The 19,354-nt window shown below is 37.5% G+C and carries 10 protein-coding genes; all 10 read left to right on the top strand.

Annotated features, from left to right (window positions below; all coding sequences use genetic code 11):
- Positions 1-28: 28 nt before the first annotated feature.
- The 10 genes from fakB1 to A33S_RS0105765 all read left to right on the top strand — a co-directional run bounded on the left by fakB1 (position 29) and on the right by A33S_RS0105765 (position 19,352).
- Positions 29-889, top strand: coding sequence for a fatty acid kinase binding subunit FakB1 (fakB1, locus tag A33S_RS0105810; RefSeq protein WP_009383077.1), 861 nt, complete (start codon positions 29-31; stop codon positions 887-889).
- 104 nt (positions 890-993) lie between these two features.
- On the top strand, positions 994-2,292 hold the full coding sequence (locus A33S_RS0105805) for a DEAD/DEAH box helicase family protein (protein WP_009383076.1): 1,299 nt from the start codon (positions 994-996) through the stop codon (positions 2,290-2,292).
- Positions 2,285-2,953 (top strand): ComF family protein, encoded by a 669-nt coding sequence (locus tag A33S_RS0105800; protein WP_009383075.1) that lies wholly within the window; start codon positions 2,285-2,287, stop codon positions 2,951-2,953. The genes A33S_RS0105805 and A33S_RS0105800 overlap by 8 nt, the downstream gene beginning before the upstream one ends.
- 71 nt (positions 2,954-3,024) lie before the next feature.
- A complete protein-coding gene (gene hpf, locus A33S_RS0105795; RefSeq protein WP_009383074.1) occupies positions 3,025-3,585 on the top strand; it encodes a ribosome hibernation-promoting factor, HPF/YfiA family in 561 nt (186 codons plus the stop codon).
- A gap of 274 nt (positions 3,586-3,859) precedes the next feature.
- Positions 3,860-6,391: a preprotein translocase subunit SecA gene (secA, locus tag A33S_RS0105790; RefSeq protein WP_009383073.1), complete on the top strand. Its 2,532-nt coding sequence runs from the start codon at positions 3,860-3,862 to the stop codon at positions 6,389-6,391.
- Positions 6,392-6,485: 94 nt separating this feature from the next.
- A protein-coding gene (gene prfB / locus A33S_RS0105785; protein ID WP_100223788.1) for a peptide chain release factor 2 occupies positions 6,486-7,620 on the top strand; the annotation gives its coding sequence in 2 pieces (ribosomal slippage) (positions 6,486-6,557 and positions 6,559-7,620; 1,134 coding nt in all).
- Between the two features lie 248 nt (positions 7,621-7,868).
- Positions 7,869-8,846, top strand: coding sequence for a CHAP domain-containing protein (locus A33S_RS0105780; protein WP_009383070.1), 978 nt, complete (start codon positions 7,869-7,871; stop codon positions 8,844-8,846).
- 321 nt (positions 8,847-9,167) lie between these two features.
- Positions 9,168-18,014 (top strand): putative Ig domain-containing protein, encoded by an 8,847-nt coding sequence (locus A33S_RS0105775; RefSeq protein WP_017176636.1) that lies wholly within the window; start codon positions 9,168-9,170, stop codon positions 18,012-18,014.
- A 454-nt stretch (positions 18,015-18,468) separates the two neighbouring features.
- Positions 18,469-19,110: a YfbR-like 5'-deoxynucleotidase gene (locus A33S_RS0105770; protein ID WP_009383068.1), complete on the top strand. Its 642-nt coding sequence runs from the start codon at positions 18,469-18,471 to the stop codon at positions 19,108-19,110.
- A gap of 5 nt (positions 19,111-19,115) precedes the next feature.
- A complete protein-coding gene (locus A33S_RS0105765) occupies positions 19,116-19,352 on the top strand; it encodes a CsbA family protein (protein ID WP_009383067.1) in 237 nt (78 codons plus the stop codon).
- The last annotated feature ends 2 nt before the right edge of the window (positions 19,353-19,354 follow it).

Here is a 19,354-nt window from a genome sequence, read left to right as displayed (position 1 = left end):
ATATTTATATGAGCTAGGAGGATGAGATATGAAAGTCGCTGTACTGACAGATTCTACAAGTTATATCCCACAAGATTTAATTGAAAAGTATCATATACCGATTGCACATTTATATGTGACGTTAAACGATAATGAAAGCTATAAAGAATTCGTCGAAATTTCTAAAGAACAGTGTTACGACAAGCTTAAAGATATTAAAACTGCACCTAGAACGAGTCAGCCTGCTATTGGAACACTTGTCGATATGTATGAAAAACTTAAAGACGAAGGTTATACAGACGTTATTTCGATTCATCTATCAAGTGGCATTAGCGGTACCGTTCAAACAGCTATGCAAGTAAACGACATGATCGAAGGTATCAACATTCATGTATTTGATACTAAGATTGCTGCGTTTGCTGAAGGCGTGTTTGTTTTAAAAGCCATCGAGCTCATCGAACAAGGCTTAGAACTGGATGCTATTTTAAAAGAACTTGAAAGCATGCGTGAAGAAACTGGCGCTTACATTGTGGTAGATGACCTTAAATACCTTCAAAAGAGTGGCCGAATTTCAAATGCTCAAGCTTGGATTGGAACACTTTTAAAAATGAAGCCACTACTTTGCTTTGAGGATGGTAAAATCGTACCTAATGAAAAGGTACGTACGAAAAAGCGTGCACTTAAAATGATGGTGCGTAAAGCGGCTGAAGAGATTAAAGATGCCGAAGATAAAACGCTATTGGTAATCGGTGGCGATAAGGTCGATGAAAGTAACGAAGTTTATGAATCTATGAAAAAAGAGTTTCCAGATTATGATGTACTCTTCTCAGAATTCGGGCCAGTAGTTGCTTCTCACTTAGGGCCAGGCGGCATCGGTGTTGGATACATAGGTCGTAAAATTAAGATGTAAATAATGATGAAGATTTGGAGATGACGTGCTCATTTTCAAATCTTTTTTGTTTGTAAGAGTAATTGATTAAGCCAATCCGTATATATGTATGAAGGGATATAGAGGTGAGGCGTATTAAATATTACGGCAGACTAGTGAAGGATCACCATATTTTAACAAATGAAGTAATTGAACAAACGGTCAGAGGCGTTCGTTTAAGCGACGGTCATTATAGATGTGCACAATGTCATTCAACACAGTCACATCATTTTTATACATATCAACCTTATCTTAACGAAGAAAGCGTTACTTATTGCCGAAATTGTATTCAACTTGGCAAGATGGAATCTGATCAAGACGTGTTTTATATAAAGTCGGAGCAGGCCGCGACAGATGGCGCATACCATCTACCATTTAATTTATCAGAACAACAAAGTTATGCGAGTGCTCAAATCGTAAAGGCCATCGCATCTATGGAGAGTCTCTTATTATATGCCGTTACGGGTGCAGGCAAGACTGAGATGATATTTGAAGGTATTAAGTATGCACGACAACTAGGGTTGAATGTAGCAGTCGTCTCACCTCGTGTAGACGTTGTGATTGAGGTAGCGTTACGAATTAAAGAAGCTTTTAAAAATGAGCAAATTGACGTGCTTTATCAAGGTCACAAACAAGTGTTTAATGGGCACTTTGTCATATCAACCATCCATCAGTTATTTCGTTTCAAGTCACACTTTGACGTCATTTTTGTCGATGAAGTGGATGCGTTCCCTTTATCTATGGATAAGTCGCTTCAACAAAGTCTCATTTACGCTTCAAAGGCCACACATTCGCACCTCTTAATGACAGCGACACCACCTAAAAAATTATTGCGTTCATTTAAAAATAATCAAATTATCACCTTGCCAGCAAGGTTCCATCGTAAACGATTACCGGTACCTCAATATCAATATTTCAAGCTCAATACGTCTAAGTGTCAATCTAAACTATTACACATTTTAAAGGAACAAGTACGTAAGAATCGCTATACGCTCGTATTCTTTAATCATATTCGTCGTATGGAAGATACTTATGTACATTATAAACCGCACATCAAAGGGTTAATTACTGTCTTTAGTGAAGATGCACTCAGACATGACAAAGTAGAAGCCTTAAGACGGGGTGAACACTCAGTGGTATTTACAACAACAATATTAGAACGCGGGTTTACGATGGCTAGCTTAGACGTCATCGTAGTTGATAGCCATTTGTTTCAAGCTAATGCGCTCGTTCAAATTGCGGGACGCGTAGGGCGTAAGAAAGAAATGCCTACTGGCTTAGTGCTTTTCCTACATGAGGGGATCAGTTTAAGTATGTTGAAAGCTTCACGCATGATTAAGTCGATGAATCGCTTAGGTATCGAAAGAGGTTGGATAGATGCGTAGATGTTTAATTTGCTTTGAAGTGATACACGCACCTTTAACAATTAATAATTTCTATAAAAAACCTGACGTCATATGTGAAAAGTGTTTAACTCAAATTAAACAGTTTGAGTCGGTGAAGCGGTGCGCGCGATGTTTGAAGAAACTTGGTCCTAATGAAGCTGTGTGCTTAGATTGTAAGTGGCTAGAACAACGGTTTCGATTGGTCGATCAAGTCGTGACAGTTGCTGATTATCAAGGGCTTATGAAAAGTACTATCGTTCAGTATAAATTTCACCTTGATATTGCTTTAAGTCACGTGTTTGCGGAGATTATGCCTCAATTAGGGCGCTATGATTATCTTGTACCGATTCCGTCACCGCATGAAAAGAAATTAATGAGACGTTTTGATCATATTGGTGAAATACTTAAAGCGAAGCAGATACCATTTCATCCCATTTTAGAGGCTAAAGTCAGAGCGAAACAATCCAATTTAACTAAAAGAGAGCGTGCGAAAAGTGACAACCCATTCCTTTTGGTTGATAGGGGTTATGACCTTGAAAATAAAGAGATTTTACTCATAGATGATATTTATACAACAGGGCTAACCGTGCACCATGCAGCGGAATTATTATTTTTTAGAAAAGTTAGAAAAATCAGAGTGTTAACGTTTGCACGGTCTTAGAAAAGTGGTAAAATATAAGTAAGGAATAGAATAAAAAAATAAAAAATAGAGGTTGAAAGGAGTAGATCACTATGATTAAATTTGAAATTCATGGCGACAACCTCACTATTACAGATGCCATCAGAAATTATATCGAGGAGAAAGTTGGCAAGTTAGAACGTTACTTTACAAACGTGCCAAACGTGACAGCGCACGTGAAAGTTAAAACGTATCAAAACTCTAGTACTAAAATTGAAGTAACAATTCCGTTAAAAAATGTAACGCTTCGTGCAGAAGAACGACACGATGATTTATATGCGGGTATTGATTTAATTAATAATAAGCTTGAAAGACAAGTTCGTAAATATAAAACTAAAGTAAACCGCAAGCATCGTGCTAAAGGTAACAAAGAAGATTTATTCACACCTGTTGTTGAGAATACAACTGAAGAAGAACAACAAAATGAACCAGATATCGAGATAATTAAATCTAAAGAATTTGCATTAAAACCGATGGATTCTGAAGAAGCAGTTCTTCAAATGAATTTGTTAGGTCATGATTTCTTTGTATTTAATGACAGAGATACTGAAGGAACAAGTATTGTTTATAAACGTAAAGATGGAAAGTATGGTTTAATTCAAACTAAATCATAACACTTAAATTATAATTTATGAGACTGAAGCAATCGACTTTGTTTCAGTCTCATTTTGTATCTAAAGGGCTTTTCAAGGTGGGGAAAATTAACACTAAATTCACGTTAAGGTGATATATTAGAATTAATGAACAATATGACTTACACTAATATAGTGTGAAGAAATCATCTCATTTATATCAATTAAATCGAACGAAACGCATCGTAAATAAAATATATGATATGATGATTTGTTGTAAGCCAAACAGTTTTTATGCTAAAAAGGAGCGAACAGAATGGGTTTTTTATCGAAAATTGTTGACGGCAATAATAGAGAAATAAAACGCCTCGGTAAACTAGCTGATAAAGTACTCGACTTAGAACCAGAAATCGAGCGCTTGTCAGATGACGATATTAGAAATAAAACAAGAGAATTCCAAGACAAAATTCAAGCGATTGAAAGTGTTTCAAAACAAGATAAAGAATTAGATCGAATCTTACCGGAAGCATTTGCGTTAGTACGTGAAGGTGCTAAACGTGTATTTAATATGTCACCATATCGCGTACAAGTTATGGGTGGTATTGCCATTCATAAAGGTGATATTGCTGAGATGAGAACGGGTGAAGGTAAAACGTTAACAGCTACTATGCCTGTATACTTAAACGCATTAGCTGGACGTGGTGTTCACGTTATCACGGTCAATGAATACTTATCTAGTGTTCAAAGTGAAGAGATGGCTGAACTTTATAACTTCTTAGGCTTAACAGTTGGGCTTAACCTTAATAGTTTAAACACAACTGAAAAAAGAGAAGCTTATAATCAAGACATCACGTATAGTACGAACAACGAGTTAGGTTTCGATTACTTACGTGACAACATGGTGAATTATAAAGAAGACCGTGTTATGAGACCGCTTCACTTTGCCATCATTGATGAGGTTGACTCTATCTTAATCGACGAAGCGCGTACACCATTAATTATTTCAGGTGAAGCTGAAAAATCGACAACACTTTATACGCAAGCGAACGTATTCGTTAAAATGCTTAAAAAAGACGATGACTATCACTATGATGAAAAGACGAAATCTGTTCAGTTAACTGAACAAGGTATCGATAAAGCAGAAAACATGTTTAAAATCGATAACTTATACGACGTGAAACATGTTGATATCATTCACCATATCAGTCTTGCTTTACGTGCACATTACACAATGCAACGTGACGTTGACTATATGATTCATCAAGGTGAAGTTTTAATCGTAGACCAATTCACTGGTCGTACAATGCCAGGTCGACGCTTTTCAGAAGGGTTACACCAAGCAATTGAAGCTAAAGAAGGCGTTCAAATTCAAAATGAATCTAAAACGATGGCTTCGATTACATTCCAAAACTACTTCAGAATGTACAATAAACTAGCTGGTATGACAGGTACTGCGAAGACGGAAGAAGAAGAGTTCCGTAATATTTATAATATGACGGTTACACAAATTCCAACGAACCGTCCTGTTCAACGTATCGATAACTCAGATAAAATTTATGTGAGTCAAAAAGGTAAGTTTGATGCAGTTGTTGAAGAAGTTATTGAAAAGTATCGTAAAGGTCAGCCCGTACTTCTAGGTACTGTAGCGGTTGAAACAAGTGAATACATTTCAAACCTTTTAAAACGACGTGGCGTTAGACATAATGTCTTAAACGCTAAGAACCACGAACATGAAGCGGAAATTATCATGAATGCGGGTCAAAAAGGTGCCGTTACAATCGCGACAAACATGGCCGGTCGTGGAACCGACATTAAACTTGGTGAAGGCGTAGAAGATTTAGGCGGTCTTGCTGTAATCGGTACTGAGCGTCACGAATCACGTCGTATCGATGATCAGCTACGTGGTCGTTCTGGTCGTCAAGGTGATAAAGGTGACAGTCGTTTCTACTTATCTTTACAAGATGAGTTAATGGTTCGCTTCGGATCAGATCGTATGCAAACGATGATGAACCGTCTTGGTATGGACGATTCAACACCAATCGAATCTAAAATGGTATCTCGTGCAGTAGAATCTGCTCAAAAACGTGTTGAAGGTAACAACTTTGACGCACGTAAACGTATTCTTGAATACGACGAAGTTTTACGTAAGCAACGTGAAATTATTTATGCAGAACGTAACCGTATTATAGATGAGCCTTCAAGCTCTGATTTAGTTGACACTATGATGCGTTCAACGCTTGATAGAGCCATCCGTTATTACATTAACGATGACGACGATAGCCAAGATTACGAACCATTTATCAACTACGTGAATGACATCTTCCTAAGTGAAGGTGATTTAACAGTTGATGAGATCAAAGGTCGTGACAGCGAAGATATCTTTGATATTGTGTGGGCTAAAGTTGAAAAGGCCTATCAGCACCAAAAAGAAAATGTTGACGAACGTATGGAAGAATTCGAACGTATGATTTTACTACGTTCTATTGATGCAAGATGGACAGATCACATTGATACAATGGATCAATTACGTCAAGGTATCCATTTACGTTCTTATGGTCAACAAAATCCGCTTCGTGACTATCAAAACGAAGGTCACAACTTATTTGATAGCATGATGCAAGGTATTGAAGAAGACGTAACGAAATATATCTTAAAATCAGTAGTCACTGTAGAAGATGATGTAAAACGTGAGAAAAATGAAGACCTAGGCGAAGGTAAACATTTATCAAGCGAAGATGGTAAAGAGAAAGTAAAATCTAAGCCATTTGTTAAAGATGAAGATGTTGGCCGTAATGAACCATGTCCTTGTGGTAGTGGTAAGAAATATAAGAACTGTCATGGTCAATAATGCGTTAAAAGGGCAGTATGCAAATGTTAACTTGACATTTGCGCTGCCCTTTTTTTACTATTAAAAAGTATGTTAGTTATAAAGGAGCGATTTTATGGAATTATCCGAAATTAAACGTAATATCGATAAACATAGCAATCAACTTGAAAAATTAAGGGGGTCTCTTTGACTTAGAAAACAAAGAGACAAATATAGAAGAATATGAAGAAATGATGGCTGAGCCTGACTTTTGGGATAACCAACAAAAAGCTCAAGAAATCATTGATAAAAATAATGCGTTAAAGTCTGTTGTAAATGCGTATCATGATTTAAATAATGAAATTGAAGATTTAGATGCGACTTATGAATTGCTTCAAGAAGAATATGATGAAGATATGAAAGATGATTTAGAAGAATCAGTAGTCGCTTTAGATGACAAAATAGATGATTTTGAACTTCAATTGTTATTAAATGGTGAACATGATGCGAATAACGCGATTTTAGAATTGCATCCTGGTGCAGGCGGTACTGAATCACAGGACTGGACAAGTATGTTACTTCGTATGTACCAAAGATATGCTGAGGATGCTGGATTTAAGGTAGAAGTCACAGATTACTTACCAGGTGATGAAGCGGGCGTTAAAAGTGTCACAATGATTATCAAAGGACATAATGCATACGGTTACCTTAAAGCCGAAAAAGGTGTCCATCGCCTTGTGCGTATTTCGCCATTCGATTCCTCAGGTCGTCGTCATACGTCATTTGCTTCATGTGATGTGATACCTGAATTTAATAATGATGAAATTGAAATCGATATCAATCCAGATGACATTACGGTAGATACGTTCAGAGCTTCTGGTGCAGGCGGACAGCACATTAATAAAACAGAGTCAGCAATCCGTATTACACACCATCCATCAGGTATTGTTGTAAATAACCAAAATGAGCGTTCCCAAATTAAAAATCGTGAAGCTGCTATGAAAATGTTGAAATCTAAGTTATATCAACAAGAAATCGAACGTCAAGAAAGTGAATTAGCAGCTATTAGAGGTGAACAAAAAGAAATAGGATGGGGTAGCCAAATCCGTTCTTATGTGTTCCATCCTTATTCAATGGTTAAGGATCACCGTACGAATGAAGAAACGGGTAATACGTCTAAAGTGATGGACGGTGATATTGGTCCGTTTATTAATGCTTATTTAAGAAGCCAAATGGACCTTGGCCAAGAGGACGAGGAAACAACGTTATAAGATATGAGAATTAACTTAAGCAACTGAAATAGCGAAAGTAAACACTTTCGTTAGGTCAGTTGCTTTTTTAATGAGAAAATATATTTAGGTATATTACATATATTATTTCATATAACCACTATTTTATAAATATTGTACCATCTAATGACGTTTATATTACATGTGTATTACATTAATAAATTGTACAATTCATTATGCTATACTTTGTCTTGTCGAAAAAAAGTAAATGTTATCAGGAGGATTTCAATATGAAAAAGGTTATTTACTCAGCAATCGCAACTACAGCACTATCAACATTTATTGCAAACGAAGCGGACGCAGCTCAACAATTTACTACTAATCAAGATATGCAATTAGACGAAATTGCTAACTTATTTGCCACTACATCAGATGAAATTCAAGCATTAAATCAATTAAATGGTACATACATAGAGAAAAACGCTACAATCGCGGTACCTGATCAAGATATCGTAATCGTTAAAGAAGGCGATTCATTACAAAAGATCAGCCAAACATATAACGTTTCTGTTCAAACGCTACTTGAATGGAACCAATTAAACGATACAACAATTTATCCTGGAGAATTATTAGCAGTATCTGAAAAAGGTGCACAACATATTAATCAACTTGCTACACCTGTAACGCCAAATTATGAAACAACTTATAATGAAGTTTCTACTTCAAACGTTGAGAACGTACAAGTTCAAGCTAATACGTATGCTCAAAATCAAGAAGTTAAAAACGAAGCTTACGTACCTGTAGCTACTAATGAAGTTAACTACAATGGTGACTATCAAGTTGCTGCGCCAACTAATGCGCCATCAGTATCACATGTAAGTTACAATCAAACACAATCTTATAGCCAACCTGCAAGTCAAACATACACTGCTCCACAATCATTTTCAGGAAGTAATTTATATAACTGGGGTCAATGTACGTACTATGCATTTGAACGTCGTCAACAATTAGGTAAAGGCGTTGGTTCTTTATGGGGCAATGCTAATAACTGGGCGAGTGCAGCACGTTCTAATGGTTACACTGTTAACAATACACCAAGTGTAGGCGCTATCTTCCAAAGTGGTAATGGTGCTTATGGTCACGTTGGTGTTGTAGAAGCAATTAATGCGGATGGATCTATCCAAGTTTCAGAAATGAACTGGAATGGTGTAGGTGTTAAGAGCTACCGTAACGTATCAAATACTGGTGCTTATAACTATATTCACTAATTCAAATAATTACTAATTTTTAAAAGCCTAAAGTCGAAGAGAATCTTCGCTTTAGGCTTTTTTGCGTTCTTATTTATCTTGAAATTTTATAATGATTATATGTTTTAGTTATTAGTGTTAGTTGATAATCGGTTTATATGAATACGAAAACTTAACGTTGCAAAATTAAGAAAAAAATTTATTAAATTGATTTGTTGTTATATAATCGAGTGGAAGTGTTCTAGATAAGTTATTCGGCATGAGTCATCTCTGGATATGTAAAGATAGAACGCACCAATAATTACGAAAGTAATTAAGATTAAACAACAATGAGGTGTAACAATGAAGTTAAAAAAAGAAATATTCTCAATACGTAAGTATAAGATTGGTACCACTTCTGTAGTGTTAGGGGCTCTGTTATTTCTAGCCGGTGTCAATGAAGCTGAAGCAAGTACGTCTACGGCGTCGAACCCTTCATCTACATCACCTAATCCAGCTGCGTCTCAACCAGCAAGTAATAATCAAGGTTCACCTACTGCTACGGCATCAAGTCCAAGTAGTCCTACGACAACAAATGCATCTACGCCAGCCGCAACGACAAATACATCAAGTACAAGTAATACAGCTGCGACTGCAAGTGCGCCTAACTCGAATACAGCAGCTACCAATTATGAAGGTCCAAGAAATCCATCTGAAGCAGGTTATTTAACTAACCCGCAAAACGGTATTATTACTCCAGGCGCTGATAACTCTTTTGAAAATGGGGATTTTACGAACGCTGTAGCGCATACTAAAACGGTACCTCAGACTCAAACAGGTACTAGTACTTCCACAAACAAAGGTAATGTAACTCATAATTGGAAAGAGCTTGAGACTAATGAATTTGAAGGATGGCGTACTGAAGATTCAAACCGAACATTTAGGGTTGTTGAAGTTGGGACTGCAACTTCTGATTTGGTAGGTCATGATCAACTTACTGATTCAAAGCTTTATGAGGATCCTAATCACAATCCAATTCGTCCTGTTGGTAATGCAAGAAACGTACTCATAGGTTTAGCTAAAGTTAATCACGAAAATCGTCGTTATGTTGAATTGAAAACCAAAGGCAATGCGATTTATAAAGAATTCGAAGTTGTTCCTAGTTCGCTTATTTATTTTAAATATCATTTTGCAGGGGTAAATAGTGGTGGTAACGGATACGTTGGGTCGGAGTCCCTCAAAGCTGAAATCCTTGATGCTAACAATCTTAGTAATGTCATTCATAGCTTTGAACGTTCAGGTGGTTATACAGGTTGGACGTGGGATGGCACTTTTATAAGAATACCTGATAATGTAAACCGTATTAGAGTTCGTTTTGAAGCTGGAGCAAAAAGTACACATTTTGCTACTGCTGAGGCTGAAGGTTATTTGTTAGATGATGTAGAGATCAGATTAGCACCTGCTCTTAAAACTGATACGAACATATTGCATAATGGTAATTCGGCTTATGGAGAGAACCATATCTACAATAGAGGCGATCGACTTGATTATCAAATCACGCATACTAATGTAGGTGCTGTGACGCTTACTAAAAACAAAACTGTTATTAAAGTACCTGAAGAATTGTCTTTCTTGACTGTTAATAACTCTAAGCTTAATCCCGTCTTTGATAGAGCAAACCATACGTTAACGTTCGTAAATAATGAGCGTTTAGAACCTGGTAATAGTTATACTACTAATGTGACGTTTGTTGTAAATGAAAACGTTCAAGGTGAGGTTGCGATAAAAAGTAATTCTAAGTTATTGCCATTACACAGTGGTGTAATTCGACCAGAGAACCATCCAGAATTAACTACTCGAATTTACGATGACAATGAATTAGGTTATGAATACGGTAGCGACAAGATGCTCTATATTGATTCAAAAGCACCTGTTATCAATAACGTATCTGATCAGTCATTTGAAGCAGGTACTCAAATTACGCCTGTTTCTATCGATATAAATGATACAGATGCGCACCGTACAGTTACAGGATCGTTAAGTTCAAGCACGCACTTACCTAATGGTCTCATATTTGATGCTAGTACAAATACGATTAGTGGTACACCGAACCAAGTAGGTCGTTTCCCTGTAACAGTTGTAGCTACAGATGTTGCAAACAACACAACTACATCTACATTTCATATCACTGTTGGAGATACTATAGCACCTGAAATCACACCAGTTCAAGATCAAGCACTTATTGTAGGTAATGCGATATCTCCTATTACAGTAGGTTATACAGATAATGATCCTCAAATACCAGTTATTAACGTATCAAGTTTGCCAGATGGTGTTACATATAATGCAGCTACTAAAGAAATTAGTGGTACACCGACTGCACCTGGTGTTTATGAAGGACTCATCACTGTAACAGATGCGAGTGGTAATGCAGCTGAAGAACGCTTTACAATAACGGTACATCCACCACGTGGCCCTTTATTCACGGCAATTGACGATAAACAAACGAACGAAGATGTTGCTATGACTCCGATTCAAGTTGAGTCAGATGATGCACAAGCTACTTACGTCGTAGAAGGTTTGCCTAATGGCGTTAATTTCAATGCCACTTCTAAAGAAATATCGGGAACGCCTGATACACCTGGGACATATGCCGTTACAATTCGAGCAACAGGTGTTAATGGACTTGAATCTGAAGAAACATTTAATTTAACTGTTAATGATGTTACTAATCCTATAATAACTCCAATTAGAAACGTTAAAAGAGAATTAGGTAACGCGATTAACCCAATTAATGTCGTTGTAACAGATAATGGTCCAGGACCTAATCGAATAGAAGTCAATGGACTTCCAGATGGTGTTAATTTTGATGCGAATACGAATCAAATCACAGGTACTCCGACTCAGACAGGCGATTTTAACGTTACAGTGGTCGCGACGGACGCAGGTGGTAATCGGGTTGAAGCGCCATTTAAAATTACTATGACGGATAGAACAGCACCTTCCATTAGAGACATTGATAATCAAGTTTTTGAGCTAGGTAATGCGATGACACCTGTAACACCAATCATAAGTGATAATAGTTCAGGGCCTTTTAATATCGTAGTGACAGGTTTACCAGACGGCGTCACTTATGATTCAAATACCTTAACGATTAGTGGGGCAACTACAACACCTAATAATTATAGTATTTCAATCACTGTAACTGACCCTAGTCAAAATGTAGCTAATGAGACATTTTCATTACTTGTTGAAGATACGACGCCACCAGTTATTGCACCAATTAACAATCAAGATATTGAGTTTGGAAGTGCGATAACACCAGTAAATATCCAAGTTACTGATAATAGCACAGGACCTTTTACTAACACTGTTGATGGCTTACCACAAGGCGTGGCCTTTGATAACCAAACAGGTGTGATTTCAGGTACACCAACAGAAGTTGGAACTTTTAACGTTAGCGTTAACTCAACTGACCCAGAAGGTAATGGAGCTACGCCAGTTAGCTTTACGCTCAATGTCGCTGATACAATTGCACCAACGATTAATGAAATAAATGATGTGACCGTACCAGAAGATGTGGCGATTCAATCAATTCCAATTCAAGTGGATGATCTATCAGCGAATGTCGTAGTTGAAAGTTTACCTCAAGGGTTAAGTTATAATTCTAGTGCAAAAGTCATTGAAGGCACACCTGAAAATCCAGGAACATATCCGATTGTTGTAAAAGCAACTGACCCTAATGGCAATGAAACAGAAGAACGATTCACATTAAATGTAACGGATACAACGCCTCCGACAATCTCACCGATTCCAGACGTCCCTAACGAACTAGGTACAGCGATTAACCCAATTGTACCTGTCGTTCAAGACAATGGAGCTGGTCCTAACGTTGTTTCAGTTGAAGGCTTACCACAAGGTGTTACGTATGATGCGACTACAAATGCGATTAATGGTACGCCTCGTGATGTGGGCGAATATGACATTACTTTAAAAGCAACAGATCCAAGCGGTAACGAATCTGCACCTGTAACGTTTAAAATTACGGTCACAGATACAATTGCACCTATGATAACAGCAATTGACGATCAAAATGTTAATGAAGATCAAGATATTTCACCGATTTCAGTGCAGGTTGATGATTCAACTGCAAATATCGTTGTTGAAGGCTTACCACAGGGTATTTCATACAATCCGAATACGAAAGTGATAGAAGGTTCGACGCCAAACCCTGGTACTTACCCTGTAGTTGTCAAAGCGACAGACCCTAGTGGTAATGAAACTGAAGAACCATTTAACTTAATTGTAGCGGACACAACACCAGCAACGATTGATGACATACCTGACCAAAACGTAGAGCTTGGTTCTCCTATGACATCTGTTGTTCCAGTTGTTACAGATAATGGCCCAGGTCCAAACGTCATCACTGTTAACGATCTACCAAATGGTGTTACGTATGATGCTACATCCCATACAATTAGTGGTACACCAACAGAAACTGGTGCATATCAAGTTACCGTTCACGCTACTGATGCATCAGGTAACGCTGCTGAAAAGACATTCACGATTAATGTGGCAGATACGACTGCACCATCTATTAGCGAAATTCCTGATCAAGTGAACGAGCTCGGTACACCAATCAATGTTATTACACCTGCTTTCACAGATAATGGTCCAGGTCCTAACGATGTGACGGTGGAAGGTCTGCCATCAGGCGTAGAGTACGATCAAAGCTCTAATACGATAAGCGGATCAGCTGATGATAAAGATGAATATAATATCACAGTAAAAGTTACAGACCCAAGTGGTAACGAAAGTCAAGAAAGCTTTGTCTTAAGCGTTCGAGATACTTCGGCACCGAATGTGACGCCAATCGGAAACCAACATAAAGAATTCGGTACACCGATAGATAGCGTTACACCATTTGTAATAGATAATGATAAAGGTCCGAATACGATTACTGTCGAAGGTTTGCCTCCTGGTGTAACTTATGATCGTCAGACAAATACAATTAGCGGTACCGCTACAAGCGTTGGTGAATACGACGTTACAGTTCGCGTTACGGACCCTAGTCAAAATGAAGCAAATCTCGTAACATTCAAAATTACGATCGAAGATACAATTGCGCCTGTAATAGATGAAATTGGAGATCAAAGGGTTACTGAAGATCAACCAATAACAGCTATACCGGTTGTTGTAGACGATCCTACAGCTCAAATTGTCGCGGAAAGCTTGCCACAAGGCGTAACATACAATCATACTACAAAAGTGATTGAGGGTACTCCTGAAACACCGGGTGATTATCCAGTTATCGTTCGTGCTACAGATTCACAAGGTAACGAAAGTACGAAACCATTTGTCTTAACAGTTGTTGATACAACTCCGCCATCTATTACGGAAATACCAGATCAACAAAAAGAGTTTGGTAGTCCAATTGAGACGATTACGCCAGTATTTACGGATAACGGTAAAGGTCCTAATGCAGTTACTGTAGAGGATTTACCGCCAGGTGTAACGTACAACAATCAAACAAATGAAATTAGTGGTACTCCAACGAGCGTAGGGGAGTTTAATGTAAAAGTTAAAGTCACAGATGCAAGTGGAAACATCTCAGAAGAACCTTTCAAAATCACGATTGCAGATACGACAGCACCTACAATCACACCAATTAAACATACGACTGTTAATGAAGATGTAGCGATGCAACCAATTCCAGTCGTAACCAACGACCCAACAGCGACTGTTGAAATCGAAGGCGCGCCAACTGGTGTTTCATATAATCCTTTAGCAAAAGTCATAGATGGTATCCCAGAAAACCCTGGTGTGTATCCTATTAAAGTTAAAGCGACAGATCCAAGCAACAATTTAACGATTACTCAATTTTTGTTAAAGGTTAATGATACTACGCCACCAGTTATAGATGCTATTCCTGATCAAGAAAAAGAACTTGGAACAGCTATTGACTCAGTGGTTCCAGTATTCCAAGACAATGCCAAGGGACCTAATGTTGTAACAGTCGAAGGCTTACCACCAGGTGTTAACTATGATTCGGCTACTAATACGATAAGTGGTACTCCGAGAGGCGTTGGCGTATTTGAAGTAAACGTAACAGTAACTGACCGAAGTGGTAATGCATCTACGCCTGAAACATTTAGAATTACAATTGTTGATACAACAGCACCTGTAATCACAGCCATAGATGATTTAAGTGTGCCTGAAAAGGCTGCAATAACGCCGATTTCAGTTCATGTAGACGATGATACAGCTAATGTTGAAGTATTACATTTACCTAGAGGCTTAAGTTATAACGCACAAACTAAAGTCATTGAAGGAACACCACTAACATTCGGTACTCATAATATCGTTGTCAGAGCAACAGATCCAAACGGCAATATTTCTGAAGAGCCTTTCACGTTGACAATTACGGATGCTACACCACCTACAATTAATACATTTGATGATCAAGAAATCGAGTTAGGTAACCCAATATTTGCATTCACACCAGTTATCCAAGATAATGATCCAAATGATAAATTAACGGTTAATATTTCTGGTTTACCGCCTGGTGTAGAAAGAGAGAATCAAGTCTTTCTTAAAGTAAGCGGTACACCTACAGAAGTGGGAGAATTCACAGTTCAGATTGACGCAGCTGACTCTAAAGGTAACCAAGCAGTGCCATCTACATTTAAAATTGTAGTCAAAGATACAACGCCACCTACAATTGATAAGATTTCGAACCAAGAAAAAGAATTTGGCACGCCTATAGATTCAATTACGCCTGTTTATCATGATAACGCTTCGGGTTCACATACCGTATCGGTTGAAGGATTACCTGATGGTGTAACGTATGACGCTAACACAAATACGATTAGTGGTACATCTACAGAAGTTGGTACTTTTAATGTTTCAGTTAAAGTAACGGATCCAAGTGGTAACGAATCGACACCAGAAGTATTTACGATAACTGTTGAAGATTCAATTACGCCTACGGTAACACCAATTGATGATATTACTGCTCCTGAAGACCAAGCACTTACGCCGATATCTGTAGTAGTTGATGACCCAACAGCGAGCGTTGTTGTAGAAGGTCTACCAGAGGGTGTGAGTTATAACCCAGGTAATCATGTCATCGAAGGTACACCAGTTACGCCGGGTACTTACCCAGTAGTTGTAAAAGTTTCAGACCCACATAACAATCGTGTTGAAGAACCATTTGTATTGACAGTTACTGATACTACACCGCCTTTAGTCACAGATATTGCGAATCAAAATATTGAATTAGGTGCACCAATTGCTCAGATCACACCTAATTATTCAGAAAATAGCAATGGTTCAAATAAAGTTACTGTTGAAGGTTTACCTTCTGGCGTAACTTATGACGACAAGGCGAATACAATTAGTGGTACACCAACATCAGTAGGTGAATTTGATGTAACGGTTAAAGTTACGGATGCGAGTGGAAATGTTTCAATACCAGAGACGTTCAAGATTATTGTTGTAGATACAGTTGCACCAAACATCACACTAATTTCTAATCAACGCGTTCCTGAAGATAAAGCAATCTCGCCAATATCTGTTACCATTGATGACCCTTCAAGTAAGGTAGAAGTTGAAGGTTTACCAACAGGTGTAAGTTATAATGTCCAAACTAAAGTTATCGAAGGTACGCCTGATACACCTGGTACTTATCCAGTGACAATTAAAGCTACGGATCTAAACAATAATGCATCAGAATCTAAATTTGATTTAGTAGTTACTGATACAACACCACCGATTATTGCAGAAATAAACGATCAGGTTGTCGAACTTGGCGCTGCTTTAAAAGATGTCATTTCAACATATACGGATAACGTACAAGGTACGCATAAAGTTTCTGTAGAAGGTTTACCGGAAGGCGTAACGTATAATAGCGAAACAAATACAATCAGTGGCACTCCTAAAACGGTAGGTAGCTTTACGATTACTGTAAAAGTAACGGATACAAGTGGTAATGTTTCAATTCCGGAAGTATTCACTGTAACAATTAAAGATACGACACCACCTCAAGTTAACGACATTGAAAACCAAAGTGTTGAATTAGGTCATCCAATCAAAGCGATTACGGTAAACACTGTTGATAATAGTACTGGACCTCACACAATCACAGTTGAAGGTCTACCTAAAGGGGTAACATTCGATTCTAAATCTAATCAAATTACGGGTACTTCTACAGAAGTGGGTACGTTTAATGTAACTGCAAAAGCAACTGATCCAAGTGGCAATCAATCAGCATCTAAAGTATTTAAACTTGTGGTTACAGATACGACTAAACCGACAATTGAAGCGATTCTTAATCAATCAAAAGAACTCGGTACAGCAATTGATACGATTTCACCTCAAGTTACCGATAATGGAAGCGGTCCAAATAAGATTGAAGTAGAAGGCTTACCGGACGGCGTTACGTACGACGCTAAATCAAATACGATTAGCGGAACGCCTAAATCAGTGGGTAATTATGCAATTAAAGTCAAAGTAACTGATCCAAGCGGAAATAGCTCTATAGCGGAATTCAAGGTTAATGTTGAAAATGTTAAACCGCCTGTAGTTAAAGATTTAACGCCACCAACGATCGAAGATATTAAAGGTCAAAAGGTTCAACTAGGTGAAGCAATAAATAAAGTAACACCATCTGTCAAAGACGATAGTCAGGTTACAATATCAGTTGAAGGCTTACCTTCGGGTGTGACTTTTGAAAAGGACCAAAATGCAATCACAGGTAAACCTACTCAAGCCGGTAAATATGAAGTTAAGGTTTCAGCTACAGATGAAGCTGGCAATAAAGCTTCTAAATCATTTACGATAGAGGTCTCTGACTTAGATAAACCGAATAAAGATAAACAAGGCCACAAAGAACAAGACAAAGATCCGAACATCAAAGTGCCTCAGAAAGATATTAAAGCATCTCAACAAGGTAAAGGTTCTAAACAAGGCAATGGTCATGTTTCAACTAACACGACTACGAATGTAGGAAGTCAATCGACGGCTAATGCACATGGATCATCACAAGCTAATAAGCAACGTGAAATGTCTTCTGGAAAAGCCTCTCAAGCTCAACGTGTCTTACCTAAGACAGGACAAAATGAACAAAATATTTCATTATTTGCTTCAGCTTCACTGTTATGTTTAGGAACGTTGCTTCTAAGAAGAAAGCGTAAACCTCATAACAAATAATCGTTTAAAGATGTATACCTAAGTCTTTAAAAATAGAGCTTCAAATGATTTATAACTTAAGTCATTTGGGGCTCTTCTTAATTCATTAAAGTGTCTGGGACATATTACTACAATTCTCTTAAACAGCATGCTTTCCTGGGGCATGGCCGGAGCCTGTAGTCTCCGGTCTCATGCTATTCCCCTAGGAGTCAGCTGTTTTGAGAATTTTATGAAATAAGGTTTAAATGCTCTATTTCACTATTATGTCCCAGGCTCGCTTCAATCAAAATCACATAGTTTGAGCACTTACTCCAACATGCGTGCTATCAGAACGAAAGCGGATAGTTTAAAATTTCCTTAAGGGATTTGCTATTTAATAATTTAATTGAAATAACGACATCTCAATACTTTCATTTAAAAGAAGTCTTGTTATAATTAAAAGAAATAATATTCCTTTATAAAGGAGGCGTTCAAATTGGGCGTGCATCAATATTTTAAACGTCTAACCGATCTTGAAAATTTAATTCGATTACCTGGGAAATTTAAGTATCAAGAACATAATGTAGCCGCGCATTCTTTTAAAGTGACTAAGATAGCACAATACCTCGCAACAGTTGAGGAGCATTACGGTCGAGAAATTAATTGGAAGAGTCTTTATGAGAAGGCGCTTAATCACGATTTTGCTGAAATATTTACAGGTGATATTAAGACACCAGTTAAATACGCGAGTAGTGAATTGAAGAAATTATTCTCTCAAGTTGAAGAAGAGATGGTCGAAACGTTTATCAAAGAAGAAATCCCAGAACAATATCAAGAAATTTATAGAGAACGTCTTCAAGAAGGCAAAGATGATTCAATTGAAGGTCAAATTCTATCAGTTGCTGATAAAATTGATTTATTATACGAAACGTTTGAAGAAATTCAGAAACGTAATCCAGAACCATTATTCTTTGAAATCTATGAAATGTCCCTCGAAACGATCATGCAATTTGACCACTTATATTCAGTTCAAGATTTCATTGAAAATATTATCCCAGAAATGTTAACCGAGAAATTTATTCCAAAAGCAGAATTAAAAGAGAAAACAATGTCTATTCTTAATAAAAGGAATGGGTGAGTCTTATGTTAATTTGGATGGTATTAGCCGCCTTCTTTCCGTGTATATTAGTCGTAATGTTTAGTTTTCTAACACGTAATAAATGGGTCGGTACGATTGTCGCATTAGCGTTAATAGGCGGATCAATTTATAAAGGGTTCTTTCATAGCCAATGGATTATCTTTATAGATGTTATTTCCTTACTTGCAGGTTATGTCATTGTAGATACGTTAAAATATCATCGCAAAAAGGAAGACGAATAAAA

It is taken from the genome of Staphylococcus massiliensis CCUG 55927 (genome assembly GCF_000298075.1).
Taxonomy (GTDB): domain Bacteria; phylum Bacillota; class Bacilli; order Staphylococcales; family Staphylococcaceae; genus Staphylococcus; species Staphylococcus massiliensis.
The sequence above is the reverse complement of the archived record's forward strand: the minus strand, read 5'-3'. Positions and strand labels throughout refer to the sequence as shown.